The 24167-nt window shown below is 58.9% G+C and carries 17 protein-coding genes and 1 tRNA gene; 8 read left to right on the forward strand and 10 right to left on the reverse strand.

Annotated features, from left to right (window positions below; all coding sequences use genetic code 11):
- Nucleotides 1-133: 133 nt before the first annotated feature.
- The 8 genes from SH664x_RS05030 to SH664x_RS05065 all read right to left on the reverse strand — a co-directional run bounded on the left by SH664x_RS05030 (nt 134) and on the right by SH664x_RS05065 (nt 10845).
- The gene (locus tag SH664x_RS05030; RefSeq protein WP_437205581.1) at nt 134-2386 is read right to left on the reverse strand and encodes a polysaccharide biosynthesis tyrosine autokinase; all 2253 of its coding nucleotides are present in this window, start codon (nt 2384-2386) and stop codon (nt 134-136) included.
- Between the two features lie 193 nt (nt 2387-2579).
- Nucleotides 2580-3455: an SDR family oxidoreductase gene (locus SH664x_RS05035; protein WP_437205583.1), complete on the reverse strand. Its 876-nt coding sequence runs from the start codon at nt 3453-3455 to the stop codon at nt 2580-2582.
- A 291-nt stretch (nt 3456-3746) separates the two neighbouring features.
- Entirely contained in the window at nt 3747-5210 is a 1464-nt protein-coding gene (gene gcvPB / locus SH664x_RS05040; protein ID WP_437205584.1) for an aminomethyl-transferring glycine dehydrogenase subunit GcvPB, read from the reverse strand.
- A gap of 61 nt (nt 5211-5271) precedes the next feature.
- Nucleotides 5272-6621 (reverse strand): aminomethyl-transferring glycine dehydrogenase subunit GcvPA, encoded by a 1350-nt coding sequence (gene gcvPA / locus SH664x_RS05045; protein ID WP_437205585.1) that lies wholly within the window; start codon nt 6619-6621, stop codon nt 5272-5274.
- 393 nt (nt 6622-7014) lie between these two features.
- Nucleotides 7015-8307, reverse strand: a complete 1293-nt coding sequence (locus SH664x_RS05050) for a hypothetical protein (protein WP_437205586.1) — start codon at nt 8305-8307, stop codon at nt 7015-7017.
- A gap of 372 nt (nt 8308-8679) precedes the next feature.
- The gene (gene gcvH, locus SH664x_RS05055) at nt 8680-9063 is read right to left on the reverse strand and encodes a glycine cleavage system protein GcvH (RefSeq protein WP_437205588.1); all 384 of its coding nucleotides are present in this window, start codon (nt 9061-9063) and stop codon (nt 8680-8682) included.
- Between the two features lie 111 nt (nt 9064-9174).
- A complete protein-coding gene (rpiB, locus tag SH664x_RS05060; protein ID WP_437205590.1) occupies nt 9175-9726 on the reverse strand; it encodes a ribose 5-phosphate isomerase B in 552 nt (183 codons plus the stop codon).
- Nucleotides 9727-9741: 15 nt separating this feature from the next.
- Nucleotides 9742-10845: a hypothetical protein gene (locus SH664x_RS05065; protein WP_437205592.1), complete on the reverse strand. Its 1104-nt coding sequence runs from the start codon at nt 10843-10845 to the stop codon at nt 9742-9744.
- Nucleotides 10846-11314: 469 nt separating this feature from the next.
- On the opposite strand from SH664x_RS05065, the gene rplM reads away from it, so the two are divergent.
- The 5 genes from rplM (at nt 11315) to SH664x_RS05090 (ending at nt 14402) form a co-directional block, all read left to right on the forward strand.
- Complete coding sequence (gene rplM / locus SH664x_RS05070; RefSeq protein WP_437207182.1) at nt 11315-11806, forward strand: 50S ribosomal protein L13; 492 nt, start codon at nt 11315-11317, stop codon at nt 11804-11806.
- Between the two features lie 66 nt (nt 11807-11872).
- Complete coding sequence (gene rpsI / locus SH664x_RS05075) at nt 11873-12400, forward strand: 30S ribosomal protein S9 (RefSeq protein WP_437205594.1); 528 nt, start codon at nt 11873-11875, stop codon at nt 12398-12400.
- 63 nt (nt 12401-12463) lie between these two features.
- On the forward strand, nt 12464-12718 hold the full coding sequence (gene rpmA, locus SH664x_RS05080) for a 50S ribosomal protein L27 (protein ID WP_437205598.1): 255 nt from the start codon (nt 12464-12466) through the stop codon (nt 12716-12718).
- A 121-nt stretch (nt 12719-12839) separates the two neighbouring features.
- Nucleotides 12840-13937, forward strand: coding sequence for a biopolymer transporter Tol (locus SH664x_RS05085; RefSeq protein ID WP_437205600.1), 1098 nt, complete (start codon nt 12840-12842; stop codon nt 13935-13937).
- A gap of 391 nt (nt 13938-14328) precedes the next feature.
- Nucleotides 14329-14402: transfer RNA gene (locus tag SH664x_RS05090), tRNA-Val, on the forward strand.
- Nucleotides 14403-15082: 680 nt separating this feature from the next.
- Here SH664x_RS05090 and SH664x_RS05095 read toward each other — a convergent pair.
- Entirely contained in the window at nt 15083-16156 is a 1074-nt protein-coding gene (locus SH664x_RS05095; protein ID WP_437205601.1) for a TIGR03032 family protein, read from the reverse strand.
- A 176-nt stretch (nt 16157-16332) separates the two neighbouring features.
- Here SH664x_RS05095 and SH664x_RS05100 point away from each other — a divergent pair, with 176 nt between their 5' ends.
- The 3 genes from SH664x_RS05100 to SH664x_RS05110 all read left to right on the forward strand — a co-directional run bounded on the left by SH664x_RS05100 (nt 16333) and on the right by SH664x_RS05110 (nt 21692).
- Entirely contained in the window at nt 16333-18885 is a 2553-nt protein-coding gene (locus SH664x_RS05100; RefSeq protein ID WP_437205602.1) for an FG-GAP-like repeat-containing protein, read from the forward strand.
- 313 nt (nt 18886-19198) lie between these two features.
- A complete protein-coding gene (locus SH664x_RS05105) occupies nt 19199-19894 on the forward strand; it encodes a hypothetical protein (RefSeq protein ID WP_437205604.1) in 696 nt (231 codons plus the stop codon).
- Between the two features lie 73 nt (nt 19895-19967).
- Entirely contained in the window at nt 19968-21692 is a 1725-nt protein-coding gene (locus tag SH664x_RS05110) for an L-lactate permease (protein WP_437205606.1), read from the forward strand.
- A gap of 9 nt (nt 21693-21701) precedes the next feature.
- Here SH664x_RS05110 and SH664x_RS05115 read toward each other — a convergent pair whose 3' ends face one another.
- Nucleotides 21702-24137, reverse strand: a complete 2436-nt coding sequence (locus SH664x_RS05115; protein WP_437205607.1) for a beta-L-arabinofuranosidase domain-containing protein — start codon at nt 24135-24137, stop codon at nt 21702-21704.
- Between the last annotated feature and the right edge of the window lie 30 nt (nt 24138-24167).

The raw sequence follows: 24167 nt of genomic DNA on the forward strand, positions 1-24167 counted from the left end.
CGACAGGACATGTAAACGGGTCCGGTACCCTACCGTTCCCGAGATGTGGCTGCTGGCAGCGGCGACTTTCTGGCCGTTGTCAGCAGCGTTCCTGATGACTCTTGGATTTTAAATTCGATGTGAAAGTGGACTCTCAGGCAGCACGGCTGAATCCGGCTTCTTCCAGATCCTGTTCGTTGTGCCCGTAACCATCGCCATAGCCGTAGCCATACCCATAGGCATAATCGTCCCCATGCTTGGGCTCGACATGGTTGACAACCAGACCGAGCAGCGGGCAGCCCAGCGACGTCAGAGCTTCCGCGGCACGCACCACCATCTTGCGCCGGTTCTTGTCGGGACGGACCGTCAGAATTGCCGCATCCACCAGCCGACCAATCACCTGAACATCCGCGACTGCCAGTGAAGGGGGCGCATCAATCAGGATCTGGTCATAGTTGGACTGGGCCCACAGGATCAGCTCGGCGAAGCGGTCGCTGGCCAGCAGTTCGACCGGATTCATCGGACGGGGCCCCGACGCGATTACGTCCAGTTTGGGAAGCGAGGTGTGAACCACACATTCCACGGCCACTTGCTCCACATCACGCTGATCCCGCAGAATGTTCGACAGCCCATGATGTGTGGAAAGTTCGAACAGCCGCGAGGCACCCGGCCGCCGCATATCTCCATCGATGACAAGTGTCCGTTTGCCCGCTTGTGCGAACACAACCGCCAGACTGGCCACGACCGTCGTTTTGCCGTCACTCGGCTCCGTGCTGGAGATCGTCAGGCACCGCAGCTGATCGGGGGAAAAGTCAATCGCCGTTCGCAGGGACCGGAACGCTTCTGACTCGACCGAATTGGGCTTGGCGTAGGGATACAGCGATGCCAGTCCCGTTTGCGCCAGCACCGGCAGCTTGCGAATCATGGCCAGAATCGGCGAGTTCAGGGTGAACCGCAGATCGTCCGGTGAGTGGAACCGGTCGTCGAAGAAGTCGAGCACATACACGCTGATGGTACTCAGCAGCAGCCCCAGCGCCACGCCCATCACTCCGGTCATCGACAGTTTAGGAGTGACCGGCCGGCGATCGATGGAAGGGGGGGTGATGGTCCGGACATTGATCCCCGACTCCTTGGAGATCAGGTTTTCCTTGATGCCATCGATCTCTTTGGACAGCTGAGCCCGGAGGAGATCCACATCGTCCTGCAACTGCTCCATCTGGGTCAGCTGATAGCCCGCTTTCAACGCCTCGTCGCGGGTCGCGATGAAGTTCGCGCCCATTTCCCGTTCACGCTGTACAGCCAGTTGATACTGTCGGGCAATCAGGGCCACCAGCTGCGGACCGAGTTGTTCGCGGCTGAGCTTCTGGAATTCTTCCTGCATCTGGCCGGGGCGTCCCCGCAGGTAACGCTCCGACTCCTGAATGCGCTCGGACAATTCCTTGAGCTTGGGGTGATTGGGCCCGAGGATTTCCTGTTTCGCGTTGAATTCGCGGCGAAGCTGCAGCAGGTCACGTTCCATCTGGGCCATGGCGTAGCTGTCGCGGCTGCCGATTCCCATCTGGGCCTGCAGGAGATTGCTTCCCAGCGATTCATCCAGACGGCTGGCGAACTCCTGCATGTCCTCGCCCCGCTGATAGGCGGCCTGCGCGGATTCCCAGAGCGCCTTGGCGTTGGCGGTCTCCATTTTGGCGAGATCGTAAGCCTTACGGAGTTCCAGAACGCTCTGATCGAGCACGTTCGTCAACTGGGTTTTGGAACCGAAAATCACCTGTGACTGGCTTTTGAGCTCCAGCAGCTGCTGCTGTTTGAGCCGCAGCTCCTGAGCTGTCTTTTCTTTGGCTTCCATCAGAATTTGCAGGTTGGCCTGCTTGGTGTCCTGATGCATCGAGTTCATGAATTTGACGTAGCACTCCAGCAGGGAGTCGACGACAAGAAAAGCGGTTTCCGGATTGACCGAGCGATACGAAATCGCCATCACATTGGTCCGCTTCACAGTCGAGACCGACAGGCGATCGCGGAAATGATTCAGCCACCGTTCGGCAGGGACATCGTGAAAGTCGATGCGATGTTCGGGCGGAAGCGACTTCAGCGCGACTTTGAGGACGCTGTCGCTCTGCAGCACCCGTTCAAAGTCGGGCATCTGGGCTGAGAGATCGCTTTTGCTGCGATCTTTCTCATCGAGCACATTTCCCCCCGCGTGCAACACAAAGAGTTCTGCGCTGGACTGATAAAGTCGCGTGGCAGTGGCGTAGTACACGGCAGCGAGGGTAAAGCTGAAAATGAAGCAGCAGATCACCAGGGTTTTCCGGCGCAGCGCCGACCGGTAGAACCTCAGCACCGAGGCCATGATGTCGATGGAATCGTGACTCTGGACGATGGCGTCCGTCGAGAGTTCCTGTTGGCTCATGAAATGGCGTCCCTGCCCGCTCTGCCCGGCAAAATCTGCCGGTCAGGGCCCCGCGATCCGTAATTGCGGGTGATCTTTAACCTTTTTCTGTAAATCACGGAAGAGGAATCTGCCGGTCTCCCTCCGACGCAACTCGTGAGGTCGTGAGACTTACGATGTTCCCCAGGGGGAGCACGGCGGAATCTGGAGCTCGTCAAGCTCCAATTGTTTCGCCTCCCAGCAGGGGGAGCACATGTCCGGTGATGTAACTGGAATCCGCATCACTTGCGAAAAACACATAAGCAGGTGCCATCTCCTCAGGTTGGCCGGGGCGTCCCAGGGGAGTCTCCGCACCAAAATCCCGGGTCTTTTGGTCACGAGTCTCGGCGGGATTCAGCGGTGTCCAGATTGGGCCGGGCGCAATTCCGTTCACGCGAATACCTTTCTCCACGAGATTTTGGGCCAGCGATTTCGTAAAGGCGTGGATCGCCCCCTTTGTCGAGGAGTAATCGAGCAGCTCTTTATTCCCTTCGATTCCGGTGATCGAACCGGTGTTGATGATTGAAGACCTCTTGCGCAGGAAGGGGAGTGCCGCTTTGGTCATGTGGAAATAGCCGTAGATGTTGGTTTTAAACGTTCGGTCCCATTGCTCCAAGTCGATCTCATCGAGCGACTTGCGGTGCTTCTGGTAAGCCGCGTTATTGACCAGAATGTCCAGCTGGCCGAGTTCGTCGACTGTCCGCTGAACGGCCTGTTCGCAGAATTCGGGATCGCAGACATCACCCGGAATCAAAACCACCTTTCGGCCCAGTTCCGTGATTTTCTGGGCGATGAAGTCGGCGTCGACCTGTTCCTCGGGAAGGTACACGAGCGCGACATCGGCCCCTTCTCGCGCATAGAGGAATGCCACCGCCCGGCCGATTCCCGAATCCCCACCGGTAATCAAGGCGACTTTCCCCTTGAGCTTCCCCGCAGCCTGATAGCGTGGGGCTTCGAAATGGGGACGGGGGGACATCTCCTGTTCGATTCCCGGTTCCTTGAGCCCTTGCTTGGGAAATGGGGGTTTGGGCTGGGTCCGTTGGGTGGTCATGGCGGTCCTCCTGGGCCTGATGGTTCGAAATGAAGCATCAGCCAAGGAGGGGCAAAAGAAGTGCCGCACCCTGAAGCAATCCGGAAGTTCACGGTCGCGACTGTTCGGGCCGCCCATGTTCAGGCGCAGCAAGGTCCTTTGATACCGCCGGTTGTGTTTCCAGTTTGCGAATCGGCGGACTTCGAGTTGCCCAGAGGTAAACAAAAGAGGGGCGGCAGCCGAGCGTTCAGCTCGCGGTCTGCCACCCCTCGTGATTCATGACTCTCCAGGTCGACTGTGAGAGTTCGATGCTCAGTCTTTCACGCAGGCCGTCCATTTCAGCACCGGAGTCCGGGCTGCGGCAATCTCGTCGGGGCGCCGGACCGGGGTGTTGTGCGGGGACTGGCGGAGCATTTCCGGATCTTCGGCGACGATCGTCCTGATCGCGGCGATGAAGGCGTCCATCGTCTCCTTCGACTCGGTTTCCGTCGGCTCGATCATCAGCGCTTCAGGAACGACCAGCGGGAAGTAGACCGTCGGGGCGTGGAAGCCGAAATCCAGCAGACGCTTGGCAATCTCCATCGCGGAGATCCCTTTTTCGTCCTTGAGCTTCTTGGCTGTGGCGACGAATTCGTGCATGCAGTATTCGCCGTGATTGACCGGCAGCACGTCCTTCAGCTTGGCCTTCAGGTAGTTGGCGTTCAGCAGGGCGTGTTCGGACACGTCGCGGAGACCTTTGGCCCCCAGAGTCCGCAGATAGAAGTATCCCCGCATCAGAATGCCAACGTTCCCGAAGAAGGAACGGACACGGCCGATGGACTTTGGTGGATCCGTCAGGGCGAATTGACCGTCGGCTGATTTGGTCACGACCGGTCCCGGCAGGTAGTCGGCGAGGAAGGAGCGGACGGCGATCGGTCCTGCCCCCGGTCCGCCGGCGCCGTGAGGTCCGGTAAAGGTTTTGTGCACGTTGTAGTGCATCATGTCGCCGCCGAAGTCACCGGGGCGAGTGATGCCGAGGATCGCGTTCATGTTGGCGCCGTCGATATAGACGAGTCCCCCCGCCTCATGCACGATGCGGGCGATGGTCGCGATTTCTTTTTCGAACAATCCCAACGTATTGGGGTTGGTCACCATGAACACGGCGGTGCTCTGGTCGACCTGCGCCTTCAGTTCATCGATTTCGACGAAGCCGGTCTTGGAGGGCTTCAGCTGGACGCATTCAAAGCCGGCCAGTGCGGCACTCGCGGGGTTCGTGCCGTGAGCACTGGAGGGGAACAGCACCTTCGTCCGCTTTTCACCCTTGTCGCGGAAGTAGGCCGCCGCCACGAGAAGCGCTGCCAGTTCTCCCTGGGCACCGGCAGCGGGCTGCAGTGAAACCGCAGGCAACCCGGCGATTTCCGCCAGCATTTCCTGCATTTCGTACAGCATCTGCAGCATTCCCTGTGAATCTTCCTGCCGGGCAAGCGGGTGCAGATTTCCGATGCCGGGGAGTCGGGCGAGCCGTTCATGCCGCTTCGGGTTGTACTTCATCGTACAGCTGCCGAGCGGATAGAAGTGAGTGTCCACGCACATGTTCTTCGTCGACAGATTCACGAAGTGCCGAACGACATCCCCTTCCGCCAGCTCCGGGAGCGGTGGTGGGGATTGGCTCAGGCTCGCCTGCGGAATCAGAGAGCTGAGCGGCACATCCGGGACGTCGCTGGAGGGAAAGGTTTCGGCACGTCGACCGGCGACGGACATGTCGAACAGGGAGCGGGTTGCCAGTTGATTTCGCATGTTCGCTTTGAACTAGTAATCGTGGTGTGGTGGATTCGAAGAGTGACGTGGAACGGCCGGGCTATTTCAGCGCCGCGACCAGGCGGTCAATCTCAGTGCGGGTGCGGGCCTCGGTGACGGCCACCAGCAGTGCTTCGCCGGTCCCTTCCGGAAGATTGCGGAAGCGGGAGAGCTCGGGGCCGATGTCGAACCCGGCCGCTGCGGCCTTGGCGATGACGTCGGCCGCTGTGCCTTTGGTCACCTTCAGCACGAACTCTTTGAAGAACGGGGCGGAGTACAGCAGCTCCAGCCCCTCCACCTGACTGAGCTGTTCCGCGGCGTAATGAGCCTTGCGACAGGACAGCTCCGCCGCTTCCCGGATCCCCTGTGGGCCCAGCAGTGACAGATAGACAGTTGCCCGCAGGGCCAGGAGTCCCTGATTGGTGCAGATGTTACTGGTCGCCTTGTCGCGTCGAATGTGCTGTTCACGCGTCTGCAGCCCGAGGACGTAGCAATCGCGGCCATCGCGGTCGATGGTCTTGGCGATCAGTCGGCCGGGCATCTTGCGGACATATTCTTCGCGGCAGGCGAGCAGGCCGAGGTAGGGACCTCCGAACTGCAACGGAATTCCGAGAGGCTGTCCTTCCGCAACACCGATATCCGCACCATAGTCGCCGGGACGATTCAGGATGCCGACGCTGAGTGGGTCAAACGACACCACGGACAACGCTCCCTTCCGCTTGGCCAGCTGGCAGAGCTGTTCGGCATCTTCGAGGCAACCAAAGAAGTTCGGATGCTGGAAGATCACGCAGGAGGTGTCCTCGTCAACCAGCTCGGCCGCCTTGGCAACGTCGGTCCGTCCGTTGATCGCCGGCAGCGTGACCACCTGCGTCGGCAGGTCGTGCAGATAAGTTTCGACGACCTGACGATATTCAGGGTGGACGGCTGCGGAGATGGCGATCTTCTTATCGCGTCCGTTCACCCGCATCGACATGAAGGCCGCTTCGCTGACCGCGGTTCCCCCTTCATAGAGGCTCGCGTTCGAGACATCGAGCCCGGTCAACTGACAGATGAGGGACTGGAATTCGAAGAAGGCCTGCAGCGAGCCCTGGCTCGCCTCGGGCTGGTAGGGGGTGTACGCGGTGTAGAACTCACCCCGGCCGGTGATTTCGTCAACGACGGCAGGCACGAAGTGATCGTAAGCACCGCCGCCGAGAAAGCTGACGCGACCCGACTGGTTTCGCTGGGCCAGTCCGCGCACATGCTGCTCGAGCTCCAACTCGGTCAGCGCCGGAGGGAGATTCAGCTCGCGCTTCAGGCGGACTTCATCAGGAACCTGTTTCAACAGATCTTCAATTGAAGAGACGCCAATGTCGTTGAGCATCTCGCGCTGCTGCGAGGGAGAGCTATAAAGGTAAGCCAAGACCGCCATCCTCTGGAAGATTCAATAAAGCATGCGTGAGCTGGGACGCACACGATCGAAGTCGCCATCGTCCCGGCGATGAAAGCATCGTGTGTCGACGGAGTGAACGCAACTGGACCGCCAGACATTTTTCAGTCGGTGAAATGGGCTGATGCGTGGAGATTGATGCGATGGGAAGAGGCCGGGGCGGAACAACGCAGCAACCGGTTTTACGCGGTTGACTTCCGTTCGCTTTCGGGTTTCTAAAGCGTTTCGGCAGGGTTGGGAATTGCTTCTGCGGGGCGACCTTTCCTCATCTTTTTTGGAGCGAGGGCGGAAGGTTCCGTTTCCGGACCCGGTGCCGGTGCCGCTGACAATCAACCGCACTGCGGGCGACGGGAGACCCGTCAGGAGCGACGGACCTCAATTGGCTTCTTTTTCGAGTGTGAATCCATGCGAAGTCACCGTGAACTCGGCCGGAATGATCCCCGGGTCGAGATAGACAATCAGCAGCTTCTGGTCGTCGCGCGAGAACTCGGCTGTCCCAAAATTCGCCTCGGCCTGAACTTCGGCTGCTTTCCAGCCATCTTTTTCCAGAGTCTTCCGCAGGTTGGCGAGCTCGGCAAGCGCTGTGCCGCTCTTGAGCTGGAACTCGATATGCGTCGGCTTGTGGTTCACGCTGTGTGCCCCTTGTGGCAGGGGCAGAATGTACTTCGGCAGGGCGGTTTCAGACTTGGCCTTGCTGGCGGCGACCTTTTCCTGAGCGATGCGCATCTCTTCGGCAACTTCACGCGCGGTCTGGAAGCGGAGCAGCATTCGAGTCTTTCCCTCGACGGTGCTCATTTTGAGCGTCAGCATTTCGTTCGCCGGGTTACGAAAGATCATCTCTTCGTAAATGGACGACTGGAACGGCTTGTCGGTGGTCGCTTCCCAGCCGGACGTCTTCAGGGCTGCCCGATAGTGCGTTGCCAGTTCCGCTGTCGAAAGAGGAGTGTCGGCTGCGAGCTGGGTGCGGGAATCGGAGTACTGCAGCTTGGAGGCCTCGGGGGGAGCCGGGAGGTCGGCCGAGAGGAGCGTTCCCGAAAAATCAATAATCGTTTTGCCTGCGTGGGCCGGAGCCGCCGTACAGCGGACGCTGATCCGTTGAGCTCCCCGCTTGTACCAGGCGACATCCCCTGCTTCGCCGTATGGCTCCCAGCCTCGGTTGCTGAGGATCAGAACTCGCAGGATTTTCGCAACTTCTTCCGGAGCGCCCGGCGTCAGAAACATGGCGGACGTCCCGCTGGTGTAGAGCGGTGTCGCCTCCTGCGGGACCGGCAGCTTCGCCACATTGACATTCCCGTGGTTGGTGATTGTCAGTGTGACGGAGTTTTCTTTCGTGGCGGGATACAGGGAGACCGACAGCAGAAATCCCTCTTTGGCAAACGTGGCGCTGACCGATTGCTCGTTCACATAGGACTGTGGCAATTCCTCCCACTTTTCGGCGACGAGTTGTTCCTGAATCGCTTTGAAGACGGTGGTGGGGCTCCCGCGAAGTTCGCAGTGGAGCTGGGCGACCTGGCCCGATTCCGGAAGGGTCAGCCCTTTGACTTTCCACGTCGACAGGTTAATCACCTTGGCGGCCTGTGCGACGGTGAGGGCTCCCTGTTCTTCCATGGCGGGCAGCTGACTGCAAACCCCGAGGCAGACCACAACAGCCGCAAACACTGGACGCATTACGGTGCTCCTGAAAAGAAGTCGCCGGCGGAATGAGGGGATTCGGCCGGAGACGGATTTCGCCTGAAGAACTTGTGGGTCTCTCGAACCCGCTTGTCACCGCGCAGTTCCGTGCTCGCCCAGTGGCGCTGTGATCGAGGTGACTCTTTCCAGTGCCCGCGCAGCCTTCGTTTCTGGTGAAACGCTCACTGTTGCGTTGGCGAGAACGGGTCAGTCAAAAACACTCGACTCGTTCCTCGTGATGCCTGTGCGGGCACGAGGATACCGGTCGGAGCCGGTTGCCGTTTCGTGTGCCCGAGCAACGCGATATTCGATCGATAAAAAACACCACCGTGCCCAGTGAGGGCGGTCGATCAAACATCAAACTCTGTGTTAGTGGCCGTCCTGCTGGGCCACATAATCTGCATGCGAGAGCAGCGTGTTGACGTCCGCCGGCTTGGACATGCGGATCTTCGCGATCCAGCCCTTTCCGAACGGATCCTCCGACAGCTGGCCGAGGTCGTTCTGGAGGTCTTCATTCACGGCGATGATTTCTCCTGCCACAGGCGCATAGAGATCGGAGACCGCCTTGACGCTTTCGATTTCCCCCATGGTATCGCCCACGGCAACGGTTCGTCCGGTCTGGGGCAGTTCCAGGTGGACGACATCAGTCAGTGCCTGCACGGCGAAGTCGCTGATACCCATTGTGGCCACATCGCCATCGACGGACACCCACTCGTGTGTCTTGGAAAATTTCAGGCGTGAAGGATCAGACACGGACGGTTACTCCAAAGAAGCAGAATCGGGGGAAGGTATTCAAATCCGGAAGGGACTCCGGGCTCAGGGGCACGAGAGGCCCGCTGTGCCGCGAAGCATACAAAATCCGGATCACTTCTGGGGAGTCTGTTTCCCCGCGGCAGCGACGGTTGCCGGTTGAGTCACTTCACCATTGTTGCCGTGGCAGTCTTCCTTGGCCTCCCGGGCCTTGCTGACGCAGCCGTGTGTTGCCTCCCAGGTCAGAATTTTTTCCAGTCGACGCTGGTGCCGTCCCCCTTCGAACTCCGTTCGCAGCCAGATTTCGACGATCCGGTCGAGCAGCCGGTCACCGAGCATGTCGGCTGAGAGGCACATGACATTGGCGTTATTGTGCCGACGGCTGTACTCGGCGGTGACGTCGTCATGGCAGGTGACTGCCCGTACACCGCAGAATTTATTCGCGGCAATGCACATGCCCATGCCAGTGCCGCAGACGAGAATCCCGCGATCCACTTCGCCCGAGCTGACCGCCTCTGCCACCTGAAAGGCAAAGTCGGGGTAGTCGACGCTTTTGGAATCATCAGGACCGAAGTCGAGTGCGGTGTGTCCGAGTTCTTCAAGCTGGGCCAGGATCTGGCCTTTGACGCGGACTCCGCGATGGTCGCTGGCAATCGCGATTTTCATTGTCGTGCTTTTTGCTCAGTGGGCTGGAAATTCAATCTGGTCGAGCCAGTGCGTGAGGTGACCCGTGATTTCGTCGCGGCAGCGGGCATATTCTTCCATGCCCGCACCGATGGGGTCGGACACGTCTTCGTTTTCCGGAGAGAGCAGGCGAACGTTGTTCGCCAGTTCCGGGAATGCGGAGACAACCGCCTCTCGGTGATTTCTCGTCATGGCGAAAATGTAGTCACAGCGGAACAGCAGTTCTTCCGTGACTGGCTGGCTTTCGTGACCACTCAGGTCGATCCCCTCTTCGCGGAGCAGGACGACCGCTTCAGGACTCGCGGCCGCTCCGCGCGGGGCCGCCAGTCCGGCCGAGACCACGACGAATCCACGATCCATCAGATCGTCTTCCCGGCATTTGAGCCGGTCAGCCAGCATCTTGCGGAAGATTGCCTCAGCCATGGGGCTGCGGCAGGTATTTCCTGTGCAGATAAACAAATACACTTCGCCTGCCAGTCTTGCTAAACGCCGTTCGCTGACGACTCCTGCCGATTCGATGCAATGCCCGTTCCGTTGCACCGCAACGACTGTGGGAGGCTCTGAAAATTTTCGTGATGCCGGCAAAATTTTTAAGCTGACAATGTCGTCCAGCTTCCCGTTCTCCAGTTTCTGGTCGGTTGTCCCGAGCGCGCTCAGGACCGGTGCGGATAGAGCCCGCAACAATCCGGCGACGAAGGGATCGGCCGGACAGTAATAGGCCCTTCCGTCAGCTGTCATCGCCCAGTCCCGGGAAGATTCCGGCCACTGCCGCGCCAAGCCTTCGACATTTTTGGATCCGCTTCGCAGAATCACAGGACCAGGCCAGCAGCGAGCGGAAAGTTTCTGGAAGAGCCGTGGAGCGTCGATCACATAATCCGCCACCACTTCAGCTTCCGCGATCGACACGACCGGCAGGACAGAGAGTGTCTGAGCCGCCTTCTGCAGTGCTGCTGCCGAAATTTCCCGGGTCGCAAGCCCCATCAGGTTCCAGCCACATTCATCCGGAACCAGTATGAGCTTTCCAGCCTCCAGTTCCGCCACCGCAGCCTGCAGGGCTGTGTGCGTGTCTGAAACCTGGTCGAGGTGAATTTCTCGGGGCATAACCGGGAGCTCATGCAGAGCAGCAGATATTGAGAGATTTGCTCAGATCGCCAGCGAGAAACAGATCGGATCGGAAGGAGCAGCTGCGCACATCGTATCCCAGATGAGCCCCCCCATCAACTGGCTGCACCGGGAGGCAAGCGAGTCACTGGAGGGACTAAACTGTGAGTCCGTCGTCAGTTCTGTCGGAATCCGGAATCCTGGCAGGGGATCTTCGACATTTCTTCACGTCGCAGGGAGACGCTGCGAGCAGCCGCAATTTTTCTGCCACGTTCGCGAGAATTCGGAGAACAACCGCCTGAATGGATTAGGATCTGTTGATTTTTGCAGCAGACAAGATCGGTTCAGCAAAGAAATCTGCTCCCCGCTGCAGTTGATTCGGAGAATCCTGTCCGTTATCCTGCCCCGTTTCCCTCCGTCCGCAGGGACGGTCCGGAATCACTATCGGGTTGTTGTTCAGTATTGAGGAATTGCCGTGCAGACGGTTCAAAAGTCGTATCTGGCGAAGAAGGAAACCCTTGCGCCGGAGTGGTTTATCGTCGACGCTAATAATCAGGTCGTCGGTCGTCTGGCAACCCAGATCGCGACTGTGCTGATGGGCAAGCACAAGCCAACGTACACTCCGCATGTCGACACCGGCGACTTCGTCGTTGTGCTGAACTGCGAAAAAGTTCGCTTCACCGGCCGGGCCATTGCCAACGAAGACAATCCGAACTTCACCCGCAAGATGGCCACCAAGGAATACGAGCACTTCACCGGTTATCCCGACGGTCTGAAGATCCGGACCGGTGCCCAGCTTCTGAAAATCCATCCGGAGCTGATTCTGGAAGAAGCGGTCCGCCGCATGCTTCCCAAGAGCAAGCTCGGTCGCAAAATGCTGTCCAAGCTGAAGTTGTATGTCGGAGACAACCATCCGCATCAGGCTCAGCTTCCCAAGCCGTTCCCGGAATATCTGGCCTGATTCGCGACGCACGCGTTCACGCTCCCGGCAGACACAACTGAATGAGACTGATTACGGAAATCTGATATGTCCGACGAGACCAACATTCCCGCTTCGACTCCGGCCACTCTGGCATCGGGCCTGGATATCGGCAGTGCTGCGGCTTCAGATGCTGACACCGTGGAAATTCCGGTTTATCAGCCCACGCTTCGCGGCAAGATTGACCGTTTCGGCGTGGCCTGGGGCACAGGCCGTCGCAAGACGTCAGTCGCCCGGGTTCGCATTGTCGACGGCAGCGGGAAGTTCACCGTCAATGACCGGCCTCTCGAAGAGTACTTTCCCGTCGTCCGCGACCTCGGCATGATCAAGTTGCCGCTGCGGGCTACGGATATGCTGGGCAAGGTGGACGTGATCGTCACCGTGAAGGGTGGCGGTTCAACCGGTCAGGCCGGAGCCGTGGTGCTGGGAATTGCCCGGGCCCTGCAGGCCAAGAACCCCTCGCTGCACTCGGTGCTGAGCGAAGGTGGCTTCCTGACCCGTGACAGCCGTATGGTCGAACGTAAGAAGTACGGTAAGGCTGGTGCCCGCCGCAGCTTCCAGTTCTCCAAGCGTTAATCAATCCGAACATTTCTCCCGTTGCTTTGGCAACTGGACTCATAAGACTGGTGATGGTGAAGCATGGCACATAAGAAGGGACAGGGTTCAACCCGCAACGGTCGTGACTCCAACGCACAGCGTCGGGGTGTGAAGAAATTCGGCGGCGAAGCAGTTGTCCCCGGCAATATCCTCGTCCGCCAGTGCGGAACGAAGTGGCACCCCGGCAAGAACGTCGGCATGGGAAGTGACTACACGCTGTTCGCTCTGGTTGAAGGGAGCGTGTACTTCGATCGTGATGGACGTCGCATCAACGTTCAGGCTGTCGAAGCCAACTAGTGAATCCGATTCGGACAGGGAATTCGAGCCATCGAAGAACCTGACGATTGATCTTCGAGCCGCACCGTGAACAATATGTCCGGTGCGGTTTTTTTATTCGTTGCCTTCCGGGGAAGATCATATGCCCAGTTTGCTGTCTCCCAATCGCCGGTCATTGCGGGGCTTGCCCGCTTCGGTGGGGATGATGCTCCTGGTCGGACTATTCTGGAGTTGGAGTGCGGGCTCGGTCTCTGCGGACGACGTGCAGACGGATGAGCAGAAATTTCTGGCGAACATCCGGCAGGTCACGGAGCATTTTCCCAGGGCAGGTGAGGGGTATTTCTCACCGGACGGTCAGTGGATTGTCTATCAGGCTTACCCCCTGGGCTACCCGTTCTATCAGATCTATGTCCAGCCTTTGGATGGGAAGTCTGCACCGCGACGACTGAGTCCCGGACGGGGCCGGACGACCTGCGCTTACTTCAGTCCCGATCAGAAGCAGATCCTGTTCGCCTCTGCGCACACTCACCCTGACCTCGAAGGGGAAGAGAAGGCTGCACGCGAGGAACAGCTGCAGCCTTCCCGTCGTCGCTATCAGTGGGATTTCGATCCTTCGATGGACATCTATGTTTGTCAGTTCGACGGCACTGGTCTGAAGCAGCTGACCGGCAGTCCTGGCTACGATGCTGAAGGAAGTTATTCGCACGATGGCAAGCAGATCGTGTTCACCTCAACGCGCGATGGTGATCCGGACCTCTACATCATGGATGCCGATGGTGGGAATGTTCGCCAGCTGACCAATACCCCCGGCTACGATGGTGGTCCCTTCTTCTCTCCTGATGACAAATGGATCATTTTTCGGAGCGATCGTCAGCAGGAACATATGCTGCAGATCTACGCGATTTCAGTGGATGGCAAGCACGAAGTGCAGCTCACCGATGACCTCAACACCGTGAACTGGGCCCCGTTTTTTCATCCGTCAGGGAAATCGATCGTCTGGACCCGGGCTGATTACTCGCGCGGTCCACAGGGGGCCAACTTCGACCTGTTTACGATGCCGATCGAGTCGACCGATTCCACGCTGAGCGGCGGACCGATCCGGCGAATTACGTTTCATCCCAAGGCGGATGTACTGCCTGTCTTCAGCCCCGATGGCAAGCAGCTGATGTGGACGTCGTCACGTGGAGCGGATGGGACAAGCCAGCTGTACGTGGCGGACTGGCTGGGTGAGGAGAATTGAAGTCCTGCTGCGAGTGTGTTTCGCATCGGCGTTTGGCGCTCCTGGCTTTCCGGGGGCTGACTGAGACGTCTTGTGACGAAGCGGGGTGAACCTGTTGGCGATTGTCCGGCTCCAAAATAAGAGCCGGGGAACGGTGATTGCCATGACCGCGAGCTGATGGCCACCCGCCACTGCAGGCTCCATTTTCCCGCGAGGAGCGAATTCGTCGGTTGATGAAATCGCCAACTGCGCGTGACCGCAACGGGGATGATCGAACATCAAAGTGTTCAGGTTCCGTGCGAGTGAATGACAGCTACTATCCGTGCAAACGGAAAAGGAAACCAGGAAGCGGAGATGAAGTCGTAGCGGACGCTTGCAGAAAGTGGTCGTTGAAACTCAAATATGCGAATCGGGACGTTTGGCGCAGTCGGCTAGCGCGCTTCCTTCACACGGAAGAGGTCACAGGTTCGAGTCCTGTAACGTCCACTCTTCTTTTCCGGTTTTCGCAGAGAAATAGAGGATTTCGAGGCTTTTCTGTAGGTTTTCCTGACTGCCTTGTCCTCTTCCGTCCGCTCCAGACCCTTGTTTTCCGCCCCAGTCTGCTTTGCATAATGCATTGCATGGCCGGCTGCTTCTCGGAAGTGATCATCTGTCATGGACAGGTAGTACTTCGCGGCAACCGCAGGTGTGTTCCCCAGCCAGGAGCAAACCGCCGGAATCGGGAACCGGTCACACAATTCCGTTTCCCGGGTTGCCCGTAGATTGTGGCAAAGCTTCGGCCAGGGTTTCAGTCCTGCCCGGCAATGATCCGTTCCAGTTGCTGGCGAAGATTACAATTTCGCTGCCGGTGACACATTCACCTCTGTTGTGAATGGAACCGCGGTGAATCGCGCCCGTGACGTCATTCCCCGTCAGGGAAAGATTCTCGTGCAGACGGAAGGGGCGGAGTTGTTCGTCCGCCGGCTCGAGTTACGTCCTCTGCCGGAGAAGTTGCCGTAGGGAACATGGTGCCGGCCAGCCATGCGGAGTGAGCGCTGCGGGTACCGCAATCACTTTCTGTCTGGGATCCGGAGGCATCAACCCTTCGTCCAGGAGGGCCTCTCGTTCAGAACTGCAGTCGGCCACGTGTTGGTGACACTGTGAGAGTGCGATTCAATTTCAGCTGATTATCTCCATGTCGGGTTGAGCCTCAGAATCTCATCTGTTTTGAATCCGAGAATCAACGGGCGTTCAACACCGGCGAGCGCAATCACGTCATACAGCTCGTCGACGCCAATCTCGAGCCAGAGCCACTCCACAATGTCTCCACTGTGGAGATCAATGATCACCAGTCCGCAGCGGGGTGGCACGTTTTCGCTTTGCAATCGCTCGTCCAGCGGCAGGCCAGAAAAGGACCCTCCGTGCCGGGGGCGGGAGAGTCCGATGATGGCGTAATTGTCGACGAGCGTCAGCCCCCGCAGGTAACCGGGGCAAAACGTGACCGCGTGAAAGGTCTCTGTGTTGAGGTCGACGTAACCGAACTCACCGCGTCCGGAGTTCAGGACCCACAGTCTGTCGCGGAAATAGCGGGGCGAGTGAGGCATCGACAGGCCACGGGCGACGACCCTTCCATCGGCGAGATCCAGAACAGCGCCCCCGTCACGCATGTGGGAGCGCCACCCCTGGACCTGATCGCTGAGTGCTGCGCAGGTCACATAACGGGGGACGCCCTCAACTGTGGCCAGCCCGTTCAGGTGACAGCGATCCTCCGCGGCCAGCTGCGAAATGTGAGGCGGCTTCCAGAGCGGTGTGAAGCTCGTCGACTCTCCAAATGTCGCCAGACAGCTGAAGAGCGTATTAACGAAGACAAGCTGACCCTCGCTCGTCAACGCGACATCATGGACATCGAGATCACCCGTCGTGTAGCCGATCTGGGGGACGAAGAGCCGGTCGTAACCCTGATATTTATCACCTTCCGGGAGGAAATTTTTAAACTTCCAGATCTGAAATTGCGTACTCATCCAGAGAGTCTGGCTATCCCCCCACAGTCCCATGCACCGGTTGAAAGTTCGTTCCACGACGGAGAGTTGCTGTTGTGCATTTCTGCCCAGCAGGATCAGCTTGCCAACCTGATAGGTGCTCAGGGCCAGGCTGATTTTGCAAGTGGTTAGCCATCCTATAAATCCGTCAGAACAGGAAATCTGCAGCCAGGGTTGGGCGGAGATGTCTGTCGGCTGGGGCAGAGCGGGGTGCTCGATCATGCATCACTCGATATGGAGCAGGTTGGGACTTAAGAATCTTAGCAACTCTGAGGAAGTTACAGAAACTGTAAGTGATACGTCTTGTCAGGGCTGATGGGGCTGAAGAGAATTCAGAGATTGCAGTTTGCCGATCTCGGACGGTGGGCAAGTTGGGCTTCCTAATGAGGGCAGAGTGTATGCTTCAGATCTCGTGGACCGGGCTCCTTCAAAATTTCTTTCGCCGCAGCACGCTGTCACGATCTCGTCGACGACGAGGGGCCCGTGTCGAAACGGTCGAAGCACTCGAATCCCGATTGATGCTGACCGTCAATGTCAGCAACGCCGCCATCGTACAGCCGGTGGGCGGGACCGCACAGATGGTCTTCACACTCACACGTGATGGCAGTGTGAATGACCCGCTCGGCGTGCAGTATGCCACGCGCGATGGGTCGGCCAAACAGGGCGTTGATTACCTCCCTGCGAGCGGCGTCGTCTATTTCGCTGCTGGAGAAGCGACGACTCAGGTTTCAGTGACCATTCTGAATAACAAGAAGACCGCTCCGCAGGCGAGCCTGTTCCTCGATCTGCAGGGGCTGGTGGATGTCACGCCGCAGTTTGCTCCGCGCGTGAATATCCCGGCGGGTGATGCCCCATCGGGGTTCGCTGTCGGTGATTTCAACGGCGATGGCCGGGGAGATCTGGTTGTCGTGGCGAACGAAAATGCCTTCGTCATCATTCTGCGGAACACGACAGAACCGGGAAGCTCAACACCGACCTTTGCCTCACCGTCTGTGATGACCGTCGCTGGACGTTCTCACTCTGTGGCTGTGGGCGACTACAACGGCGACGGTCGCCCCGACCTCGCGATAGCTTCACTGTATGGTGGCGATGTCGCCATTCTGCTGAACAGTACAGATGCGGGGTCCGATTCGATTTCATTTCGGCCTCCCGTCCGCTTCAATGTCGGCAGCAGCCCCTTCAACGTGGAGGCGGTGGATATGAATCAGGACGGTCTGCTCGATCTGGTCGCGATCGCCAATCCGAATCTCGTGAGTATTCTTGTCAATCAAACCGAGGTCGATTCCAACACTCCCAGTTTCCTGCCGGCGCAGCAGTTCCTGGGGCCCGATGCGAATCCTCGTTCGCTGACGATCGCCGACTTCAACGGTGACGGGAAGCCCGATGTCGCCTCGAGCAGTAACTACGGAAAGATGGTTTCCGTATTGCTGAACACGACGGAAGCGGGGGCGACAACCTTGTCCATGACCCCGCGTGTCAATCTGCCAGTGGGACATCTGGCGCACCACGCGGCCTCAGGTGACCTGAACGGCGATGGCAAGCCTGACATTGTTGTGACGAGCCACAACGATCTCGATGTCAACATCTACACCAACCTGACGACGGTCGGGTCCACGGATGCCGTGTTCGAGTATGTCAGCCGCTACAACGTCAACAAGCGGCCGGAAGGGGTCGCCCTCGTCGACGTCACCAACGACGGCAAGCTGGATATTGTCGTCACGCTGCAGAAAGATGCCGGGCAAGAGATCGCCGTCTTCCGGAATATCACGACTGAGGTTGGGGGGACTCCGCTCTTCGCCGACGCGGTGAAGTTTCGGGTCGAACAGAACCCGTTCATGATCGTCGTGCACGACTTCGACGGCGACGGTCTGCCGGACCTGGCGGTGTCCAACAACTTTGGTGACAACATTTCGATCTTGTTGAATCGGGTGGAGCAGATTGGCGATGGAACCGGCGAAGGACGAATCGTTCAGGCACCGGTGATCACCGGCTTCAGTGGCAAAGTGACGTATAAGGAGAATGCTGCTCCGCTGCAGATCGCCAAGAGTGCCAAGGTCACTGATAAGGACTCGGCCAACTTCAATACGGGTGTGCTCCGGGTCAGTATTACCGCGAATGGCGAGTCGACCGACCTCCTCTCGATTAAATCGGTAGGGTCCGGAAAGAAGAAGGTGACGACCAATGATCTCGGTGAAGTCTTGGTCGGAGGCGTGGTGATTGGAACGTTCCTCGGCGGACACGGAGACCATGACCTGACGATTCAGTTCAACGCCAACGCCACCGCGGATCGCGTGACCACGTTGCTGAGGGCGATTTCCTTCAGCAGCTCTTCAGACAATCCTTCGACGCTGCCACGGACAGTGCAGGTGACAGTCTCGGATGCGGACGGTGCCCATCACGGTGTCACCAGTACCCCGGTGACGAAAACCATTAATGTAACCGCCGTGAACGACTTGCCGGTGATTCAAAACTGGAGTTCGGAACGGGCCTATCATCCCGGCGGGGAACCGCTGCGGTTTGGGGGTGGAGCAACCCTCGCGGATGCGGACTCGGCAAACTTTGACAAAGGGTCATTGCGTGTCGACATCACATCCAACCGGCAGAAGACCGATGTCCTGTTGATTCAGCAAGGGGCCGGCCTGGAGATCCAGTATGGAAATGAGATCTGGATCGACGGTTCTCTGATTGGCCGGTTCTCAGGGGGAACCAATAACAAAGCCCTGGTCATTCAGTTTACTGCGGCAGCCACGCCGCCGCGCGTGCAACAATTGTTGCAGTCCATCACCTTCAGCAGCCCAACCACCCAGACTTCGAGCAAGACTCGAAAGGTGAGAGTGACACTGAATGATGGCGACGGTCGAGGCAATGTTGTTGTGAATCAGTCGGTTCTCATCTTCGCCCCGGTGATGACAGCGCAGCTTGTAGGGCGCGAAGACGAGACCGACGTGTAGTTCCCCGGCGTCCCGCGCTGCCAATGTGGCGCGCTCCCTGTAGGGCGCAATCTCCCCGCCCCTTTTCATCGCGTTGATCGCTCTTTATGCTTGATGGCGCTGCGCGGGAAGGGCTCCCGTTGCCGCCATCGGCTGCACCCATCCAGAATGTGTGGCCGGAACACTGCAGGTTTCCACCATTGATTCTGACGGGGGGTGACGTGTGAGCGGACAACGAACTCGGAAAGTGTGGGGCGGGCAACAAGGGGTCGGATCTGGATTTCGGACAACCGGCCGTGTCCTGAAGACACTGTCCACTTGTGGACTGCTGCTGATGGGAATGGCGCTGAGCCTTGCTGATTCTTCTCTCTCAGCTGCCGAGCCCAAGACCATCACGTTGACCGAAGACTTTGAAACCGGAGCAGACCGCTGGGAGCCGACAGACCCGAAAGCCTGGACTGTCGACAAGATCGAAGGGAATCACGTCTACCACATTCACGGCAACAGCGACTACAAGCCCCCTTATCGGAGCCCGTTCAATATTTCCCTGTTGAAGGATGTCGTCGTCAGTGATTTCGAACTGACTGCCAGGGTCAAAACTTTGCAGACATCACGCGGGCACCGTGATATGTGTGTGGTGTTTGGCTATCAGGATCCGGCGAATTTCTACTACGTGCATCTGGGAGAGAAGACGGACCCGCATTCCAATCAGGTGATGCGGGTGCAGAACGCCCCGCGAACCATGATCACTGAGACGAATGATGAAGGAACGCCATGGAAGGATGACACCTGGCACACGGTGAAAGTGGTCCGCAAGGTCGACGATGGTTTGATCGAGATTTATTTCGACGACATGGAAAAGCCCCGGAAGATTGCCCATGACAAGACTTTTGGCTGGGGGCGGATCGGTCTGGGGACCTTTGATGATCTTGGTCTCTGGGACGATCTGAAGATCAAAGGGACGTCAGCGGTCGAGGCAGCTGCAGGGCCAAAGTCCTCCGCAGCCCCGGCCCTTAAAACTGAAAAATAGTCTCCCGGCACTTCTGCTTGGCTGATGCCTGTGGCTGCATCGGCTCCTCCTTCATACTTGCCGAGGAACCGGGATGTCTCCCTGGACGCAGGTCTACACGCCGGTCGCGGATCATGTTTTGCTGTCGGCGCTGGTGGCGTCATTGCCGGTCGTCGTGCTGCTGGGGCTGCTGGCGTTCTTCGAACTGAAGGCACATCTGGCAGCGCTGATCGGGTTGGCGACGGCGCTCATTGTGGCGATCGGCATCTATGGCATGCCCGCCCGGTTGGCGGGACTGGCTGCAATTCATGGAGCGTTATACGGCCTGCTCCCGATTGGCTGGATCGTGCTCAATGCGATTTTCCTTTACGACGTCTCCGTTCAGACTGGCGGATTTGAAATCGTGAAGAACTCGATTGCCGGGCTGTCGGCGGATCGCCGCATTCAGGCATTGCTGATCGCGTTCAGTTTCGGCGCCTTTATCGAAGGTGCGGCCGGTTTCGGAACGCCGGTCGCCATCTCGGCCGCCATGTTGGTGGGACTGGGGTTCCGTCCACTGCAGGCGTCAGTGCTCGCATTGATCGGCAACACCGCGCCGGTGGCTTACGGCGCGCTGGGGACTCCGCTCATCGCACTGGCTGCCGTGACGGGATTGCCGCTGGAACCGTTGAGCGCTGCGGCGGGTCGCATTCTGCCGCTGTTCTCACTAATGGTTCCTTTCTGGATCGTCGCGGTGATGACAGGTCGCCGCGGTATCAGGGAAGTCTGGCCAGCCTGTCTGGTGTCGGGGTGTAGCTTTGCCCTCATGCAGTTTCTGGTCAGTAACTATCACGGCCCGTGGCTGGTCGACATTGTCAGTGCGCTGGTTTCCATGCTGGCGTCCATTGTCCTGTTGCGGTTCTGGCAGCCCAAGACGGTCTGGCTGGAAGAGGGCGCCACCCCACTGGCTGCCGTTTCGGAACAGCCGGCTCTGTCGCGCGGTGCAGTCGCGCGGGCCTGGCTTCCCTGGGTGGTGATGTCGGTGCTGGTTTTTTTGTGGGGGATACCGACGGTCAAGAAATCATTGAACGAGTTTAGCTGGGGTGTGCCGAGCCTGCTGCGCGCAGCGGGAGTGGAGGAGAAAGAGACCCCCGGCTGGCTCAATCGGGTCTCTCATCTTGAAGTACCGATTCCGCTGCTGCATCAGGGGATTGTCCGGGTGCCGCCGGTGGTCGACCATCCTCTCCCGGAGAATGCGGTTTTTAACATCAACTGGCTCTCTGCGACCGGAACGAGCCTGCTGCTGGCAGCGGTCCTCAGTGGTTTGCTGCTGCGGATGAGCGTCCGGGAGATTGCCGGGACATTCGCCACGACCTTGTGGCGGGTCCGCTATTCGCTGTTGACGATCTCGGCGATGCTCGCGCTGGGGTTCACGACGAAGGCTGCCGGACTCGATGCCACGATGGGGCTGGCCTTCGCCAGTACTGGAGTCCTGTTTCCGCTGTTCAGCGCGCTGCTGGGATGGCTGGGAGTCGCACTGACCGGGAGCGATACCTCCTCCAACGTGCTGTTCGGGGGCCTGCAGAAAATTACTGCGCAGCAACTGGGGCTCAATCCCATTCTGACCGCTGCAGCCAACACGACCGGCGGTGTGATGGGAAAGATGATCGACGCACAGAGTCTCGTCGTCGCCTCTGTCGCGACGCGTCAGGAGGGGGAAGAAGGGACGATTCTCCGCGCAGTCTTCTGGCATAGCCTGACCCTGGCAGTGCTGGTCGGCCTCGTCATTCTGCTGTATGCCCGCGTTCTCCCGGCGGACTGGATCCCAGCGGCTACATGATGCATTGCTTTACGGACGGAGAGATACCGGTCCACGTGAAACCTTCCGGCCTGTTTCCGGGTCGAGCATGAACATGGCATGTGGTGCGAAGTGGATGGTCTGGGCTGCACCCTTCCCGAAGTCGGTGCCACGGTCGCCCATCACCGCACTGCGAAAGCCGGCGCGCAGGATCCGCAGGTGCTCCTCGTTGCTGGTGAGGTCTGCTTCGTAGGCCATGGCTTCCGCACTCAGCATGAAGAGTCCGTAGCTTCTGCGGGAGGAGAGTGGACAGGCGGTGTAGCGGAACGTCTGCTCGTCTTCCTCCCAGCATTCACGGATCATCTGGTCGATCCCGACCGTGATCGCTTTCAAGACCTCCGGGTTGCCTGTGGCCCGGTGATAGCGGGCCAGCCCGCAGAGCACCAGTCCTTCCATAAACGGAACGTTCCCTTCGCAACGCTGATCCTTGTGACGGCAATGATCCTTTGCCAGTTCAATGACCCAGCCCCGTTGCCAGTCGATATTCTTGCGCAGCACCTCCCAGTTGCGGGTGGCGGCGTCGAGATACTTCCGGTCGCCTGTCGCTTCGTAGGCCGAGAGCACAAGAATAGTCGGCCATCCCAGCTCACGAATATGTGTGCCATACTTCATGGGCATGTGACGGACCATCGCATCGGCCATCTGGATGGCGACTTCCCGTGCCCGACGGTCACCGGTCAGGTGGTAATAGTCGAAATCGCCTGATGCCCAGACATGTCCGAAGTTGGTGCTGTGGCCCATCTGATAGGTTCTGGAAACCGGCAGCGGGGCGTTGTCGTAATAACCTCCTGTGTGATTCAGACAGTGCAGCCAGATTTCGCCGACTTGCGGCGGCGGTCCATACGGGTTCTTCAGCATCGGATTGACGGCGTGGACCACATCCACATCGATGTGATGCCGCGCCGCCTGCTCCGCGCGGGAAAAGTATCGTCGATCTCCGGTCCGCAAGTATTGGAGAAAAAGCCCGTGGGCGAGGTCATATTCCAGATTCCCCCAGTTGACCTTCCGTTCTCCAAACCAGTCTCCGTAATTTAACATCCCGTATTCCCGCAGCTTCTCGCGTCGGGCCAGGTGCGACTTCATCGAGGTGTCGACCCATTGGTCATAGCCGAAGTATTTCGCGGGATCGGCTGGGAGAAGGTTCCCCGCAGCCAGCGTGGAGCAGGCGTATTCCGGTGTGCAGGTCGCGAGAAGTGGCTCTTCTGTTGCCTGAAAGAAATTGCCGAGCTCGGCGACAGAGGGCTGAGAGTCGAGAAAGTTGAACCAGAATTCGTGCGTCCGGGCCACCCCGATTTTAAAGGTGTGGAAGCCATCGCGGATGTGGTAGTAGAGTCGGTTCTCTTCTTCGAGCGACTTGTTGGCATACAGGTCTGTCGGCAGCTCGGGGCAGATTCCGATTGTCTGCGAGCCGCCACTGACACTCAGACTTTTGGGCCAGTTCTGCCACATCTCGCGCAGGCCGATGGCGACTCCCTGCTCTTTCGAGCCCGCTGCCGACCAGCCCGGCGCCCGTTCTCCTGCGTCGGTCCCGTTCAGTTCGTAGTGCCGGTCGTCCCGTTGAAAGAGCCGGTCGACCGTCGATTGCACCGGAGAGCGCAGGCTGTGGTTCAACATTCCCCAGTCAGCTTCCGGAGCGGATGATTCCCCCCGTCGCTCGTTGACGAACAGGTCGAGCCGGGAAAGTGACGACATCAGCGACCGCTGGTCATCATTAATGAACGTGTAGCAGCAACGGACGAAAGGCTGTCCCCGATAGAAGTGCAACCGGACGACATAACGAAAGCGGGACTGGTCGCCCGACTGGTGGGTTCCTTCCAGCCGGAGGCTTCCCCGCAGTGGGCCGCTCGCTTCCACGTCGATTTTCTCCGGAGGGGCCAGCAGAAACTCGTGCCCTTCCTGATCGACCAGCCGGATCCCGCTGTCTCCCTCGGAGACAATCATCTCCGACATGGAGAACTTTCCATCGCCATTGCGATCGAGGCGAACCTGCCCGAGGAGTGATCCCGCTTTGTCGCTGAACTGCATCTGCAGCGGTCCGGTGACGGCCGAGATCGAAGAGCCGTTTTGCTGAAGGACCAGTGGTTGCGGGACCTGTTTGCGGGAGACGCCCGTACGAACCGTGAATGGCCGCTGTTCGTGAGGAGCGAGGTCTGTCTGAAAGTCGAGGAGCAGCCAGCGGACAGATTGATCGGGCCACAGGCAGAGGGCTTCCGCCTGGAGCGGGACCTCTTCCCCAGCGGCGTTGTACAAGGCGACCTTCTCCGCCGAGGCAAGTTCCCCGGCGGCGAAAGGGATGCCCGAAGTGACCGGCCAGCTGCGGCGCGGGACGCCGCTCGGTTCGGCGACGGTGATGGAGACATCTGCCGCCAGCAGAGGCGGCCCAGACAGGAGCCAGACAAGTGTCAGCAGCAAGTGAGGACGAGCCATGGAGGAGGCCTGGTAGGGAAGGACGGTGGG

Source organism: Planctomicrobium aquicomposti, from assembly GCF_051466325.1.
Taxonomy (GTDB): Bacteria; Planctomycetota; Planctomycetia; order Planctomycetales; family Planctomycetaceae; genus Planctomicrobium.